The following is a 16,504-nucleotide window of genomic DNA, read 5'->3' as shown; positions in this document are numbered from 1 at the left end:
GTAATATATTTATATTGCCTTTCCGATCGCTCCTGCCGTCTCAATCGTCGAACCCGCTACATAACTTGCTTTGTCTGAAGCAAGGAAAACAATGACACTGGCCACTTCTTCCGCTTCCCCTACGCGGCCGAGAGGGATATTCCGTTTTTTCGCTAGGTCCCCGTAATACTCTTCAGGGTCCATATCAGGCGCATTTTTCAACCTTCTTCGCTCCCATTGATCGGTCCGGATCAATCCAAGACTCACTGAATTCACCAATATATTGTCAAAGGCCAATTCCTGGGACAAGGTTTTGCTTAAATTAAGGAGGCCAGCCCTTGCTGCTGCAGTCGCTACCATATGACGTTCAGGTTCCTTGGCAAGCGTTGCATTAATATTAATGATCCGCCCTCCTCCCCTTTTCACTAAATGAGGATGCGAAGCACGAACGGCATATATGATGGCAAAAAACTTTAACTGAATCTGTTCTTCCCACTGCTCATCCGTTATGTCAAAAAAGTGACCCATCACGCTTTGACCGGCTGCATTCACCAAAATATCGATTCCCCCAAACCTCTCAGCGGTACCATTAATGAAAGAATCCACATCCGATTTTGAGGTGACGTCACATGTTGATGCAAAAATATCTTCCTTTTCACCAAATGAGAGCAATTGACTTTGCGCACTTTCCATACGCTCAGCACTTCTGCCGCAAATAGCCACTTTCGCTCCTTCAGCTAAAAACATTTCTGCTGTTTTTAATCCCACTCCCGACGTGCCGCCCATAATGACAGCCACTTTTCCTTGCAATCCTAAATCCACTCTCTTCACTCCTTTTCAAAGCCATTTTTCTCAAATGCTGTCCTTTAATCAACAAGAAGCTAACTACGCGAAAGAATCATGGGAGGAAATTAAACTCCTCCTCATTTTTTCGCCATGACAGAACCACCTATATGAGAATCAACCCAGCCTGGATCGGGATCTCCTCCCATTGCTTTGCGCGCTTCAGGTTTCGGCGGCCCTGCAATCCCCCACTGATCCATTAAATGCGGAACCCGTTTCCATACACGTGCTCTCCACTCAGATTCATCTTCGATCGTTTCCAGATAACATGTATACTCCATTACAAAACCGCCTGGGTCTTGAAAATAACAGAAAATATTGTCCCCCGGCCCATGACGTCCAGGTCCCCAAAGTTCTGACAAGCCCGCTTTTCGGACATTGCTTATTCCTCGCATCAATTCATCCACGGAATCGACTTCGTATGCGATATGATTGACTGACGCATGCTCATCTTGATTGAAGGCGATGGAGTGATGCTTTCTGTTGCACCGGAGGAATGACATTTGATGCTCACTCCAGTCAGTGACTTTAAAACCAAGAACATCCGTATAAAACTCAACAATCATATCTAAGTTCTTCGTGTTCATTACAACATGATTCAATTTCACTGGATCCACATTTTTCTTGCTCCAAATAGATGTTTGCACTTCCACCCAAGCCGAAAGTTCGATCACGCGGTTTTCCGGATCAATAAACCGCAGGCCATAACCGGCACCTGCTTCATCCAAATATCCAGGCGGTTCAATAATTCGAACGCCCTTCGATTGTAATATCCCTGCTGCACGGTCTACCGCATTTTTATCGACCATGCCAAAAGCTATATGGTGCAATCCTCGTTTTTCTCCCCTGTGAAGGCTAAGAATATGATGTTCCGGTCCAGCCCCCCGGAAATAAACCGTATTCTCCTCTTCCGGAACATCCACCCTATCCAGACCCCAAACCTTTTCATAAAACTCTGCTTGATCGTCGAAATTCGGAGTAATCATGCTTATATGCCGTAAATGAGTAATCCCAAGCATTTTTTTAACCTCCCATAATTTAGATTGCCCTTTTGATCATTCGCATTGGCCATATTTAACAATCTAATCGAAAAGGGCGCCTCATTAATTTTCATAATGCAGGTGCCCTTTCGGCTTAATGATCAATCTTTAATGATGGCTTCTCTTTCTTTAGAGCGTTGTTTACGAAGTTCTTCCAGTTCACTGCCTTCAGGATATGTCGGTAAGTTAGGCTTCACTGCCCCAAGCATCACTAGCATGCGCGCCTCTACATCCCCGTCATTCCTAATTCCCCGATAAACCCCTGGCGGGCTGCTTATGCAGTCTCTCGCACTTAATTTAATTTCATGCACTTCACTGTAGCTGTCCTCTTGAATTAATGCCGTGACTTCACCCTCAAGAATGAAAAACACTTCTTCAACATCGTCATGAAGGTGCAAAGGACCGATACATCCCGGAGGAAGCACCATCGTACTTAAAGTGAAATGTTCACCTGCAATTACATTCGTATCGTTATTGGCAGTGGCACCACGTCCGATATATCTCATCTGTGCGCGTCTATAAGCGGGATCAATTTCTTCTTGGAACTTCAAGACATTCCAATCAAGAGTACGGTCTTTCAATCGGGCAACATATTTTTTTTCAAAATCCTTCACTGAAAAAGTTTCTTTTGTCATTTTAAAATTCCTCCCTTATTTGTTGTTTCTAAACCGAATTATGTTTCATAAGCAAAACATTGTTTTGTCTATGAATTAAGTCTAAAATGAAAACGCTTCATTGTCAATGAGTTTTTAGAATATTTAAAACTATTTTTATAATCCGAACGTTCATCACTATGGGATAAACTTGTAACGATTTGCTTTTCTTAACAAAAAAAAGTGTGGATTTCCCTATTGGGAGATCCACACTTTCGAAAGAGACTATTCACTTATTAATCGATTTTAAATCGTTCAGACATCTTCGTGTTGATAAGGCTTAACCCCGCTGTATCCCATATAAACGGATAACTGACGAGAAACTTCCAACAGTTTCGGCAAGGCAATTTTATCGATGAAATCCTCTTGATAAGCAGACTCTGTCGCTACGACATTCAAGGCAGCCAATACTTTCCCAGTCCTATCAAAAATCGGGGCGGCAACCGAACGGATGCCAGGGTGGAATTCCCCGCTTGTCATCGAATAACCATTTTGCCGAATCAAATCCAGCTGTTTTTGAAATTCACCAGGCGCGGTGAGTGTTTTGTCTGTATAAGGAGTAAGGTTCGATATTTTGAACATTTGCATGAGCAATTCTTTCGGTTGATATGCCAAAAGTAATTTTCCATTGGCCAAAGCATGTGCCGGCAGCCGCAAGCCTATGTTCACATTGACAGCGGATACACCTCTGATCGGGGCACTTCCAACATAAACAACTTCCTGTCCATCCAAAATGGAAAGATGGCAGGAGGCTCCGATTTCATCACGCAAGGTCTCCATATAAGGTTGGACAATTTCCTGGAATTTCAAGCTATTCAAATAGCTGAACCCCAATTCAAGAACTTTAGGAGTTAAACTATAACGTTTGGTATGTTCATCCTGAGACAAGTAACCAATATTTTGTAATGTGAATAATAAACGATATGGTACTGTTCTGCTTACTCCCAGTTGTTTTGCTATTTCTGAAAGAGACAAGCTCGGCTGCACTTCATTAAAGAGCTTAATGATTTCCAAGCCCCTAACCAATGAATTAGCACTATATTTCTCTTTCTCTTTTTCTTCGCTTGCCATTCAAGTATTCCCCCCGTTGTGAATAAATCTCATTTTCCCTGACTATAACCCGTTCAGTAAAGCTTTCTTCATACCTAGAAAGAAGAACTTGCAACACATATATCCATTTTTTTCTGATCGTTCTTTTGGTGAATGTTCATGATGCATACTTCAATGGTTGCCTATTTTCTTTTGCTTCCTTAACTAGAAAGGTACTTTGGCGCCAGTAGCGCGCACCGGCCTTCACTTTGCAAGTTCTTCCAATCATATTTCGATGGATTGTAATCAATTCAGAAGTTTCCGTTCACTTTCTTTCATGCTAACAACAGCTGGTCTATGAGTCATATCAGATATACTCAATGCTTTCAGCGCTTCCGGAAAAGCTAGTAAAAGCCGGGAACTTTTAACCTAGCTGGTGTCTTCGAGCGCAATTCATTATCCCTATTCCTATTAAAGAATCAGTACCGCAAATTGGCAACCATTACTACCTTACAATCCTTAACTCTTCATGTATAAATAGAATAGTGTTTATGTGTCAATTAAAGCATATAAACATATATAAAACTATTTGGAAGGCCTAGCATAATTGACGTTTCATTAGAAAAGCTCGTTGTTATATGACCAAATATAACCAATTACAGCAGTAAAAACAAATAAAGAATTTTCATACATCGATATTTTCTGTCAAATCGCGAAATTTTCCGTATTAAGCATTTCATATACAAAACAATATAAATGAATTATAGATTTTCCTGATTTTAAATTCAATATCAACAAGTCAGAATTTTTAATAATTTGTAAATAATTTGTTTTTTGGACACAAAGAATTAGTATTACTTCCATTTAAAGTCCTGGTTGATAGAGCTCCCATCTACTCAATAGGATGAAACTAAGTTCGATTTATAACCGAAAGCGCTTATAATCTAAAAATATAAAATAGTCAAAATATTAAATTGACAATCAAATTATTTTAATTTATCGTTAAGAAAGTAAAACTTTGTTTTCCTTACAAAACACATCTGTTTCTTTTATCTATCAAATTTTTAAAGAAAGGCGGGAAAAATCAAAACAAACTAGTACCTTTTTAAAGGGATAACTTTAAAACACTTATTCTCAAATGTAAGCGTTTTAAGGAATGTTAAAAAGCGATAGGGAGATGGTATTATGTTAAATGGGCAAAAAAGATGGTTGTATATTGCCGTACCAATTTTTTTCTTTTGGTTTTTCGGACAAATTGATAAGGTTGGCATTTCCATCATTCAAACAGATCCAGAATTCTTGCATGCACTCGGTATTACAGGTGCTGACAAAAATGCAAAGATCGGTCTTCTATCTTTTGTATTCACCATTGCTTATGGAGTTTCAAATCTTTTTTGGGGCTTCATCATTGATAAATTAGGTGCCCGAAAAACAGCCATCGCCGGTTTATTCGTTTGGACAATCACGATGATTATGTCAGGACTGGCAAATTCATATGAAATATTTTTAATTAGCAGGATCATTCTTGGTTTTGGTGAAGGGATGATGATTCCGGTTTCCGGAAAGCTCATTTCTAACTGGTTTAATAAACGCGAACTGGGGAGGGCCCAGGCATCTTGGCTTACCGGAAACTATTTAGGACCGGCAATGGGAGCCGTTGTTTTGGTGCTTGTGATATCTTTACTTCACTGGCAAGCAGCTTTCTTTATGCTTGCAGCTTTCAACTTATTTATAAATATCCCGATGTTCATCTTAATGACGAGGAATACACCAGAAGAACACCCCCGTATAAGTAAAGATGAATTGGCATTCATTCGCCAAACGGATGATGAAATAAAAGAAACCGCCGCCCATTCAGAGAATAAGAAAAGTTTCGCCCAAGATTATCGTTTCTGGATCGTTTGGTTCGGTATGCTCGTATGCTCCTTCTTATTTTTCGGAATCAGCATTTGGCTTCCTACATATCTCATTGAAGCAAAAGGGTTTGAAAAGGAAGGAATGTCGAGCATTACTTCACTTTCCTGGCTATTCGCTTTAGGATTTGTCTTGGCATGCGGTTTTCTGGCTGACAAAACCAGACGTCCAAGTTTGATGGCCACGATTCTATTTTCATTGACGGCTGTCTTTTTGACTGTAGCAGTCTTCATCCCCAACCCTATTTTGGCCGGACTATGTATGGGACTGGCAATGGGATGTCAAGGCGGTGTGTTCCACCTAAGCAATATGCTCATGGTAAAATACTCAACACCTGAAACGGCAGGACGAGCCGCAGGTCTAATTGGATTCACGAATATCATGGGCGGCTTTTCGAGCTATATCATGGGATGGCTTCGTGACTTGTCTGGCGGGGACTTCAGTTCATCGATCGCCATGCTGATTTTTACAGCCCTCTTGGGTTTGGCAGCTTATTTATTCTCCATTAAGAGAGAATCCGCAGAACTGCGCTTATCACCTATACATGTACAAAAGATACAAGCATGAAGTCCTTGTAAAATCAGTTTTATATCTCCAACCCTTGAATTATCAGGGGTTTTTCTTGTGCCGACTTAAAAGTAAGTCGAAATAACATCGCTCTTTTTTGGATTTCCCGATAAAATTTCCCACCGGTTACTCCGAATCACTCCTTTATTTGTATAAATATGTCGATAGTTAAAATATTCAAAAAATGATATTTTTTTGAATGCCCATGTTATATTATTTATGGAAAAAAATACTTGTCAAGTAAGGTGAGTGTGTGAATATAGAAGTTTTAATTCTCCATTATATTCAGGAAAAACGTCAAAAACCTAACCATGCCAATGATTTATTGGACTATATTCAGAATGAATATGTAAACGGGAAGCTGTCAATCTTGCAATATAGAAGTCTCTGTCAGGACTTATATCTTCGAGGAGCCAAACAAACGTCTCCTGGATGAAGCTACACCCTTGTCACTAGACTAACTGCTTCCGATTGTGGATGAATTTTGTTACTGTTTTATTCCGCAACGACCAATCCATAAAAATACAGCCGGTCATTTCTCCCCCCAGTATGTTCATAAATAAATAAAAGCCTCCGTGATCTGTCACCCCAAGACAGTTCACGGAGGTAAATGTTACTTAATCAGACATTGCAGAATTCCATTTTAATTAAATGAATATATCGAAAATTAAAACCAAACCGAATGCAACGAAGGAAAGTAATGTTTCCATCACTGTCCAAGTTTTGAAGGTTTCTTTAACGGTTAGTCCCATGTATTCTTTTACTAACCAGAAACCGGCGTCATTAACATGGGAGAACATGAGTGAGCCTGCCCCCGTGGCAATTACGAGCAATTCTAGATTTACACCCGTCATATTGGCAACGACCGGTGAAACGATCCCTGCTGCCGTGGTCAAAGCGACGGTTGCAGAACCTGTGGCAATCCGAATCAATCCGGCCACAAGGAATGCAAGAACGATCGGTGATAAAGAAATTTCTTCAGACATGGAAGCGATTGCAGTCCCTACGCCACTATCGATTAAAATTTGCTTGAACCCTCCGCCAGCACCGATAATTAGAATTATGGATGCTAATGGCAATAAGCATTCTTCCGTCAACTTTTTAATTAGTGATTTGTCCATTCCCTGTCTGTAGCCCAAGAAATAGTAAGCTGCAAAACAGGAGATTAATAGGGCGATCACTGGACTTCCGATAAACAATAAGAATTTTTCAATCGAACCTGGTAGCGGCAGATAAGGCGCAACTACCGTTAAAACCATCAACAATACTGGCAAAAGGATGATGAAGAACGATACTCCAGTGCCTGGTAATCCACTTGACTTTGTTTCGACACGGATCAATTCCGGTTCTCCAACAGGAATAACCCGTTTATGAATCCATTTTGCGAATAGCGGTCCCGCAATTACAGCTGTAGGGAATGCGATGATCAAGGAGTACAGAAGTACCTGCCCCATGTTAGCATTATAAATTCCAATAGCTGTCATGGCTCCAGGATGCGGAGGCACCAGCCCATGTACGATCGATAAACCAGCAAGTACTGGAATGCCAATTAACAAGATGTTCACTTTGGTTGATTTACGAATGGAAATGACCAAAGGAAGCAATATTACTAAACCAACCTCGAAAAATACCGGAATGCCGATGATGAAACCAGATAAAAGCATGGCCCATGGCAGGTTTTTCACACCGAATTTATTAATGAAAAAGTCAGCAACCTGCATTCCAGCTCCGGAGTCGGACATCATCTTTCCTAGGATGGTCCCTAAGGCCAATATTCCAATAAGGTGCCCAAGGACCGCTCCGACACCCGTTTCATAAGCTCCAACGATCTTGTCCATTGGCAGTCCGGAAAAAATCGCTAAAAATAAACTGGCAACAGTCAGGCTGATGAACGCATGCCATTTCCACAATGATACACCCAAAATGACGATTACGATTGCTATCAGCGTGATTCCTAATAAATATAGTTCCATATATTCTCCCCATTCCCAAGAAATCGCTTACATTCAAACCAATACAATAAATGGGATTATTGTACCGGCTCGTTATATGTCACAATGTAGTTCTGTTTAGCCGTGTTGTAATATCCTTCACTGTATTCCGTAACATTTCCGTCCCCATCACTGGAAATCCTAATCCTCTTTAGTACTGGACTATTTTTTTCGATTTTCAATGTTTCGCAAATGTGATCCGGAGCGATAGCAACGGCAAACTCATCTCTGAATGTTTCAAGTTTGACGTTTTGCTCTTCCAAAAAGCGGTACAAAGAATTGATTTGGACCTCTTTTATCTCTTCTTGGTTTAAATCAAGTGAAATATAATGTGTAAAGTAAATATAAGGTTCATTGTCCAATAAATATATTCGTTCGATACTTATGCAACGGGCACCAAATAAAGAATGCAGCTTAGAGTCTGAAGAAAGGTCAATCTGACTTATGTTTAACACCTTTTTTAAAATGGAGTGCCCTTCCTCCACCAACAGCTCTGTGAAACGTTTCCCTTTGGAAAGTTTGACAATCGAACCATTAGCTATGACTCTAGTGCCTTTGCCGCTTTTCTTTTCAACATACCCCTCTTGCACGAGTTCTTTGATTGCATTACGGACAGTAACCTTACTTACGTTAAATTCTTCTTCTAAAAGAGGCTCGGAGGGAATGTTTGTGTCGATGGCATAAACCCCATGTAAAATACGATCCTTTAATATTTCTTTTATCTGTAAATACATCGGTCCATTTTTCCTGTTCACATTCATTCCTAATCTCCTGCCTTATCTTTTAATATCTTCCATTTTACCTTCCATTGCCGAGAGTATCTCCTTTTCAGTTGCCAAAGGAGTATCTCCAACGACAGTACATGCCAGCATTCCTGATACAGCAGCAAATCGTACTGTCTTTTCAGGGGAATATCCTAGCAATTCGCCATGTAAGATTCCGCTGGTGTAAGCGTCGCCTGAACCTATTCTATCATATACGGAAAATGATAGGATATCGGAAAAGTAAAATGTTTCTTCTTTGTATATATACCCCCTCAAAGTATGGCTATTATCACTGTTGATCGAACGGTGTGTCCCCGCTATCGATTGAATTTTGAATCGCTTGGCCACTTCAGGGATCAACTCAACAAGCTGTTCTTCCCTTGTGGAACCTTCTGACTTCATTCCTAAAATATAAAGGGCGTCTTTTTCATTCATCATGACGATATCAGCCAAAGAAAGCATTTCCTCATAATGAGGCTTTGCGTCAGCGTAACCACCCTCCCATAAGGAAGGTCGGTAATTGCAGTCGAAACAGACTGTACCGCCCTTTTCTTTGACTTTTCTAGCCAGCACCTTCATGCTTTCCCGTACATTTTCCGCCATTGCAAGCGTGATTCCGCAAAAATGGATGATATCCGTCTTTTCCGAAATCATATCCATATCATAATCGGATAAGGTGGCAGTATTAAAACTGCTTTCCAGTCGATTGGAATATGTGACACGGCTCGCCCGCTGTCCAAATCCATTTTCCAAAAAGTACATCCCCATGTATTTGCCGCCTCTAGAGATGTAGTTCCTGCCGATTCCTAAGCGCTGCAAAGCTGAAATTGCTGAATCACCAAGGGGGTTATCCGGTAACATTGTCACAAGATACCCATCATGTCCAAGTTTTGTCATCGCAGAAGCTACATTTACTCCCGTGCCTGAAAAGGAGTATTGCAGCGTGTTAGCCTGTGATAGCAATTCATGCCCTGGTACCTGCAATCGCATCATTACTTCCCCGAATGCCACAATCCTTTTAGGCATATTTTTCAACCAATTTTTTCGTCATGGCCAATAATTTCCGTACATCCTCCCCATTCGTTTTACCAGTCGCTTCATCAATGATGGAAGAATATACGTGAGGAATGACTTTAGGCACTTTTGCTTCTAATGCAATTTCTAATATGGTCTCAAAATTATTTAAGTCGATTCCACCTGTTGGTTCCAAAGCAAATCCCTCTTCACCACAAGCTTTTGCTACAGCACGATATTCATCTTCATGCTTCAGCCCTTTCATAGGGAAATATTTCAAAGCATTTCCTCCCATATCGCGAACGAGCGCAATTGCAGCTTTGATTGGCACAATGGCAGTTTCACTTGCGCCTGCACTTACTGGACCAGTGGAGATATTCACATAACCGACTTTCCCAGTTGGAGAAACAAGTGAATTTATCCAGCTATCCTTCTCGCCTAAATTGGCCCTCGTAGCACCAACAGCCGGAAAAACCTGGTTAATATGACTGCCTGGATAGTATTTTGCTATTTCTGCGACAACTGCAGCCTGTCTATTATCGCCTGCGCCCAATCCAATTGAAACGGCTTCATCAATGGCTTCCCCGTATTCTTTCATTGCTGTGACACCTGCTTCGACAGTTGGATAATCCTTTGAGAGTACACCAACCAATACATGTCCTTCAGCTGCTTCAAAGACTTCCACTGCATTTTCCACACTATTTGCAAGTACATTTAAGGCTACACGATCATTCAATAACCGTTTGTTTATGTTTGTCATCCTTGTTTTCCTCCTAATATGGTTCTTAATCGTGATTCAATGACATTTATATCATCACCTTGCAATGGACGCGGATCTATATCGAAAAAGCCTTGCCGTATCCCATAATCCCGTGTATAAATGGCGATATCCCCATTTTTGAGCTGCTCGTTCACTTCTTTCGCCGTCGTTTCCGTTATCAAAGGATTTATGGAAATACGTGCTCTATATATGGCACGTCCGGCTTCATCCTGAACTATCGTTACTTTTACGCCATCAATCGAGTCAAGTGATGTGAGAACTTGTAAACTAGCTTTTTCTTTTTCGCTATTATCCGTCTTGACAAAATACTCATCCAATGCCTGAAGCAGACCAAAGGTCGTTTCCTTTCCAACCTTCATGCTCCTTCCTATACAGTGCAATTGAACCTTTACCCATTCGATATATTTTTTTCTGCCAGCAACGATACCGGATGTGGGTCCTTCAATGGCTTTTGAACCACTATAAATCGCCAGGTCGGAGAATTGTATATATTTTTCCAAATCTTCTTCCGCTGCTGCATCGACAATCAGAGGGATATTATTCGTTTTGGCCACTTCCCATGCCTCTTCGACCGATATCATATTTTTCTGGACAGCATGATGTGATTTCACATATAAAATAGCGGAAGTATTTTCATTTATGGCCTCCGCAATATGTTCTGCTTTCCCTTCATTTGCATATCCAACTTCAACCAATTTTCCGCCGCCAAGATAAATCATGGTTTCAACCGGTGCACCATACTGAACATTATGGCCTTTCAGCATGATGATTTCATTCTTTTGAATTCGATCTTGATGAAGCCTTTCGCTTTTCCTTCTGTTTCCTTCAGTAACGATTGCCGCTACTGAAAGCGCAATTCCGCTTGATGCTGAATTTACAACCACAGCTGCTTCAGAATGAAGCAAATTCGCTATATGCTGGCCTGACTTATCGACTAAATCAGCAATTTCAACATAATTTTGCCCACCTTTTTTCATCGCGTCCATTACTGTGTCAGTTGGGGCAGAGACTCCCAATATGCTCATTCTTCCGCTTGCATTGATGACTCTTTTCAAACCATATTTAGCATTCAATGAATTCTCCATTTATAACCACTCCTTTTACAACAACTCTTTTTTCTGCCATCCTTTTTTCGCCTTCGGAATCCAATAAAAGGGTCGGCTCATTCTCGATCGAGAATAAAGTCAGGTTCGCAATATCCCCAGCTGAAATCCTTCCAAGCTCTGGTTTATTCAACCAGGCTGCTGCTTTGACAGTAACCGCATCGATTACTTCCTTTAATGGATAACCGAGGTACAAAAATTTTGTAAGCACATTTGCCATATTAAAAACTGGCCCATTCTCTCTGTTTTTCCGATATATATCCGTACTGATCGTATTGAAGCCGATTCCCCGCTTTTTAGCCATTTCTGCAGTTTTAAAAGAAAAGCTTGCCGTTCCATGACCTACATCCAAATGTACACCACGTTCAATCGCCTTAATCAACTCAGGCAGCGGCTCTTCTCTTTCATCAAATAAATTATTCGCTTTACCATTTAGAAAATGAGTAATAATGTCCTTTTCCTCAAGTAATTGAAGGACTTCCTTAATACTAGGCGGCCCTGAACCGATATGAACCATTAATGGTAAACCCGTTTCAGCCGAGAACTTCCTAGCGATTTTTAATGGCTCGACACCATTTGGACCAACTACACTTTTACTTATTCTCGCTTTAAGTCCAACGACAAAATCCCCGTACTTGGAAATTGCCTTCATTAATTCCCCTTCGTCCAGCCATGAAATATCCGATAACTCATCAACCCTTTTCAATCCAATCCGCGAAATATTCAGAAAGGCGAAAACATTCGTTTTGGAATTTTCACAGCTTCTAACCAGATCGGTTATCCTATCTGCCCCCGTGCTTCCCGCATCTATGACCGTTGTTACACCAGTTTTATATCCAATCTCATCAACCTCATCACCATAAGGATCGAATTCCGGGAAAGCATGTACATGCATATCAATCCAACCGCTCGAAACAAAAACTTTTTGATCATAATCTATTATCTTATCTCCTGTTGCAGTTCCGGGTCGTGCAATTTCCTTAATCATCCCATTTTCCAGGATGATATCCGCTGCTTTTCCCTCTACCATTTTTACATTTTTCAGAACTAACGTATCTGTCATTTCCCTCATCCTTTTCGGTACATCCTATCGATTGAAAGTACTTTGTATACGGTTACACTGAATTGTATAAGAATTCATTAATTTCTCTTTACAAAAATAGATTATCATATTTTGTCGAACTAATCAATATAACGTTATAATGTTTCATTTTAAATTTACAGAATTTTCATAAGATCAAGGCTATTTTTTCTTTGTGCTTCTTAGTTTCTTCATATAATATAATCTCATTAGTTTTTTTAAAATTTTCATGCTACCCATGAAAAAAAGGCGGGAAGAAAAACAATCTGTTTTTCTTTCCGCCTTTTTTTACGAATTCACAAAATCCATTGATGGAAGTTTCTACTCTAATTATCCGAATAAAGAATTATGGGTTTAAAGGGTTTGAACGATTCCTCCTAGACACCGCTAAAAGACCCCTTTTGTCTCCAAACTGAATAATTAGATCCTTTTTTTCTTTTTATTCAACCATATAATTAATCCAATTATCGCTATAAATAAAATGAATAGGTCTATGTTGTACATAGAAAATAAATTTCGACCAGCTATTATTACTGAGGACATCCTGATTATAAAACCTAGACATATAGAAATAAGTACAATTATTACTGTTTTAAAACTTTTTCCTTAGTTTCCATATTTTTGACCCCCTATATAGTATGAAATTATACCAAATTTTCAAAAAAAATAAGGGAGTGTATTAAAAATGAAGAAAAAGTCCTTATTTTCAATACTAATAATCAGTTTATTAGTATTTTCACATGTCCCCAATACATTGTCCGAAGAGAAAAATGAAACAATACTTTCATCAACAGTCAACCCCATTGTGGAAGTCAAATTAATTAGTGATGATGTTATACAAATACAACCAACAGCAAGCATCATTGAAATGAGCAAACCTATTGCTCATCAAGCTAAACTAACAAATACCCAATTAGGAAAGATGGTAAAGGCTCATCAAAAGGGAACAACATGGTTAAGCATCGGAAGTACTCTTGTGTTTGCGGGTGGCCCAACCTCACCAGCAGGAGTAGCTACTGCACCGGCATCAGTACTTGCTGGCAGTCCTAATAGTTTAATAGCAGCATATTATTCCGGAAAACAGGCTTATCATGTATCTGTCTATGCTAGTGGTAAAAAACCAAGTTTATCTAAAATAACGTATATATATTACACTAAGTCAAATCTTTCATTTAGAAGCCCTCGTTAATTAATCCTTCCTGCTCCTAATCTTACAGTGGAAATGTTGCTTTCCATAATATAAAAACCAAGAATGCTTATTTAAAAGCATTCTTGGTCTTGTTAATTGCCATACTTCATTTGATTTTCCTTTTTACGACATTCACTTAATATATATCCCGTTCCTATGAAAGCCGTTAATTTACCTTTTTCGATCCTTTCCAATGGATTTCCCTCAATCGGTATTTTTGTAGCTTACCTGTTGCCGTTTTCGGTAAAGACTCTACGAATTCAACTTTTGTCGGTGCTTTAAAGTGAGCCATTTTTGAGCGGCAAAAGGTAATGATCTCATTTTCCGTCACTTTTGCATTTTGCTGCAGCACAATGATTGCCTTAGGCGTTTCTCCCCATTTATCGTCTGGAATGGCAATGACCGCAGCCTCCAAAACATCTGGATGTTTATACAATACCCCTTCTACCTCTGTTGATGAAATATTTTCCCCGCCGGAAATGATTAAATCCTTAGCTCTGTCTTGTATCTCAATATACCCATCAGGATAGGTAACTGCTAGATCCCCAGTATGAAACCAGCCATCCCTAATTGCTTCGGCCGTCTTTTCCGGATCCTTATAATATCCTTCCATTACAACATTGCCGCGAGTAATGATTTCCCCCAGTTCCTTTCCATCCCAAGCGACTTCTTTCCCTTCTTTATTGACTACCATCGTTTCCCCATTGAAAACCAATTCAATACCTTGTCTTGCCTTTATTATTGCTTGTTCGTCAGCCGATTTAGCTTCAAACTCATCCTTCCACTCATTATATAGGATGAATGGGGAAGTTTCTGTTAATCCATATACGTGGATCATATTCAAACCAAGGATATCTTGTGCCTTTTGTATAAGCGCTGCTGCTGGAGGAGCACCTGCCGTTGCCATCCTTGGATGCACTTTGATATTTGTTTCTTTTGCTTTAGGGTCATTTACCAGCATATTGACGACAGTAGGCGCTCCACATAACAATGTAATATTATGACGGGCGAATAATTTGAGAATAAGAGGGGGATCGACTTTCCTTAAACAAACATGAGTCCCGCCAGTAGCTGTTACCGACCATACCCCTCCCCAGCCATTAGCATGAAACATTGGCAATGTATGTAAGTATACATCGTCATGCTTCACCCCTAGGTGATAAATGAAATTAGCGGCGTTCATGTAATTCCCGCGATGAGTTAACATGACCCCTTTTGGTTTTGAAGTCGTTCCACTCGTGTAATTTATAGTCAAAAGTTGATTTTCATCGATTTTAACCTCCGGCAGTTCATTATCATTTGCATGCAAAATGAAATTCTCATAATCTATTCCAGGTAAAGTGGTTTCATATCCTTCAACAGGCACGATGATGATCTTTTCCAAGGAAAGTTTAGTAATGATCTTTTCGATCGGAGCGGTGAATTCTTCATCGACTATCAACATTTTTGAATCGCTATGCTTGATGATATATTCCAAATCCTCTGCAGCAAGCCTATAATTCAAAGGAACCATTACCGCTCCCATTTGACAAATGCCATAAAAACATTCCAACATATAATGCGTATTTGGCAACATAACTGCAATATGGTCACCTTTTTCAATTCCCGAAGAATACAAAGCTTTGGAAAGTTGATCTGTTCGCTGCCCGAATTCCTTATATGTAAACTTTTTCTCTTCATCGATGACTGCCACTTTATGAGGATAATATTTTACTGCCCTGCGCTTCCAATCAATTGGAGTTAATGGGGAAAACATTTTTACCATCTCCTTCTTTCCAGATTCACTATATACAGCACCCTGCTTGGTTCGTCATGATGGATTCTGAGAAAAAACTTCGTATCCTTTTAATACATATTCATTTTCCAGCCATCATATCTTCTTTAATGGATTTCCATTTAAAGATTTTTGAATGGCCTATCCGCTTTGAAATGAAAAATCCAATTTTTAATTATTCTGATAATTAATCTCCTAAAAACAGTGAAATTCACTGCTTTAAAAATATAGTTCTTCTTTCTATTATAATGGAAACTATACACGTCAGGAAGATTATATTTTATTATCTATGCATGCCGATAGATGTTCGGTAAGTTTCCCAACGATTTGTTTGAGTCGTTCCGTTTCCTCTTCATTCAGGACGCTATAAAAGTCACGAAAGGTTTTGGTAAAACACTTATTGATGGAATGATAGGTATTCCTTCCACTTTCGGTGGATTGGATAAAAACGACCCGCCGATCATCCTCACTGTGTACCCTCTCAATCAACTTCTTCCGTTCAAGCCGATCAATTAGTGCAGTTCCTGCTGCGGGTTTAATTTTCAAATGATTCGAAACATCTTTAACCGCTATGGATTCATTCAAGACTATTAATTGCAATGCGCGATACTGCACAGTAGTTAAATCATATTTAACCAGTAACGGTTCCACCAATTCCTGTGATAGGCTGCTTAATTCCCTGATCTCTAGATGTAAATTATACAATTCACTTGAATGCATGTTTGACAATCCTTTCTTATTGACACTATCTATCTAAAACTATAACATAATTAACGTATCAA

At 39.7% G+C, this 16,504-nt stretch carries 15 protein-coding genes; 3 read left to right on the top strand and 12 right to left on the bottom strand.

Features of this window, described 5'->3' with window-relative positions:
* Positions 1-9 precede the first annotated feature (9 nt).
* The 4 genes from OTG27_RS10680 to OTG27_RS10665 form a co-directional block, all read right to left on the bottom strand.
* Entirely contained in the window at positions 10-801 is a 792-nt protein-coding gene (locus OTG27_RS10680) for an SDR family oxidoreductase (protein ID WP_055348419.1), read from the bottom strand.
* Positions 802-902: 101 nt separating this feature from the next.
* On the bottom strand, positions 903-1,841 hold the full coding sequence (locus OTG27_RS10675; RefSeq protein WP_262868810.1) for a VOC family protein: 939 nt from the start codon (positions 1,839-1,841) through the stop codon (positions 903-905).
* 122 nt (positions 1,842-1,963) lie between these two features.
* Positions 1,964-2,497 carry a cupin domain-containing protein gene (locus OTG27_RS10670; protein ID WP_034312308.1) on the bottom strand — a complete coding sequence of 178 codons (534 nt, stop codon included), beginning with the start codon at positions 2,495-2,497 and terminating at the stop codon, positions 1,964-1,966.
* Between the two features lie 273 nt (positions 2,498-2,770).
* A complete protein-coding gene (locus OTG27_RS10665; protein WP_268936875.1) occupies positions 2,771-3,586 on the bottom strand; it encodes an IclR family transcriptional regulator in 816 nt (271 codons plus the stop codon).
* 1,143 nt (positions 3,587-4,729) lie between these two features.
* On the opposite strand from OTG27_RS10665, the gene OTG27_RS10660 reads away from it, so the two are divergent.
* Both OTG27_RS10660 and yppF read left to right on the top strand, forming a co-directional pair.
* Positions 4,730-6,025: an MFS transporter gene (locus tag OTG27_RS10660; protein WP_191930204.1), complete on the top strand. Its 1,296-nt coding sequence runs from the start codon at positions 4,730-4,732 to the stop codon at positions 6,023-6,025.
* A 253-nt stretch (positions 6,026-6,278) separates the two neighbouring features.
* Positions 6,279-6,461 (top strand): YppF family protein, encoded by a 183-nt coding sequence (yppF, locus tag OTG27_RS10655; RefSeq protein WP_055348417.1) that lies wholly within the window; start codon positions 6,279-6,281, stop codon positions 6,459-6,461.
* 211 nt (positions 6,462-6,672) lie between these two features.
* On the opposite strand, the gene OTG27_RS10650 is transcribed toward yppF, so the two are convergent.
* From OTG27_RS10650 to OTG27_RS10625, 6 genes are read right to left on the bottom strand one after another with little or no spacing between them, the layout of a single operon-like run.
* Entirely contained in the window at positions 6,673-7,998 is a 1,326-nt protein-coding gene (locus OTG27_RS10650; RefSeq protein ID WP_034312312.1) for a GntT/GntP/DsdX family permease, read from the bottom strand.
* Between the two features lie 56 nt (positions 7,999-8,054).
* A complete protein-coding gene (locus OTG27_RS10645) occupies positions 8,055-8,777 on the bottom strand; it encodes a GntR family transcriptional regulator (RefSeq protein WP_095678358.1) in 723 nt (240 codons plus the stop codon).
* 15 nt (positions 8,778-8,792) lie between these two features.
* Complete coding sequence (locus tag OTG27_RS10640; protein ID WP_095393900.1) at positions 8,793-9,806, bottom strand: sugar kinase; 1,014 nt, start codon at positions 9,804-9,806, stop codon at positions 8,793-8,795.
* Positions 9,799-10,554 carry a 2-dehydro-3-deoxy-phosphogluconate aldolase gene (gene dagF / locus OTG27_RS10635; RefSeq protein WP_034312316.1) on the bottom strand — a complete coding sequence of 252 codons (756 nt, stop codon included), beginning with the start codon at positions 10,552-10,554 and terminating at the stop codon, positions 9,799-9,801. Before dagF ends, OTG27_RS10640 begins: the two co-directional genes overlap by 8 nt.
* On the bottom strand, positions 10,551-11,660 hold the full coding sequence (locus tag OTG27_RS10630; RefSeq protein ID WP_268936874.1) for a DgaE family pyridoxal phosphate-dependent ammonia lyase: 1,110 nt from the start codon (positions 11,658-11,660) through the stop codon (positions 10,551-10,553). The genes dagF and OTG27_RS10630 overlap by 4 nt, the downstream gene beginning before the upstream one ends.
* Positions 11,638-12,741, bottom strand: a complete 1,104-nt coding sequence (locus tag OTG27_RS10625; RefSeq protein WP_268936873.1) for an amidohydrolase/deacetylase family metallohydrolase — start codon at positions 12,739-12,741, stop codon at positions 11,638-11,640. Before OTG27_RS10625 ends, OTG27_RS10630 begins: the two co-directional genes overlap by 23 nt.
* A 703-nt stretch (positions 12,742-13,444) precedes the next feature.
* Here OTG27_RS10625 and OTG27_RS10620 point away from each other — a divergent pair.
* Entirely contained in the window at positions 13,445-13,948 is a 504-nt protein-coding gene (locus OTG27_RS10620; RefSeq protein WP_268936872.1) for a hypothetical protein, read from the top strand.
* A 166-nt stretch (positions 13,949-14,114) separates the two neighbouring features.
* Here the strand turns inward: OTG27_RS10620 and OTG27_RS10615 are convergent, their stop codons facing one another.
* Together OTG27_RS10615 and OTG27_RS10610 are read right to left on the bottom strand one after the other, a co-directional pair.
* On the bottom strand, positions 14,115-15,704 hold the full coding sequence (locus OTG27_RS10615) for a long-chain-fatty-acid--CoA ligase (RefSeq protein WP_268936871.1): 1,590 nt from the start codon (positions 15,702-15,704) through the stop codon (positions 14,115-14,117).
* Positions 15,705-15,995: 291 nt separating this feature from the next.
* A complete protein-coding gene (locus OTG27_RS10610) occupies positions 15,996-16,442 on the bottom strand; it encodes a MarR family winged helix-turn-helix transcriptional regulator (protein WP_048678868.1) in 447 nt (148 codons plus the stop codon).
* Positions 16,443-16,504: the final 62 nt, after the last annotated feature.

This window comes from Peribacillus sp. AS_2 (assembly GCF_026891895.1).
Lineage (GTDB): Bacteria > Bacillota > Bacilli > Bacillales > DSM-1321 > Peribacillus > Peribacillus frigoritolerans.
This window is presented reverse-complemented; position numbering and strand designations above follow the sequence as displayed.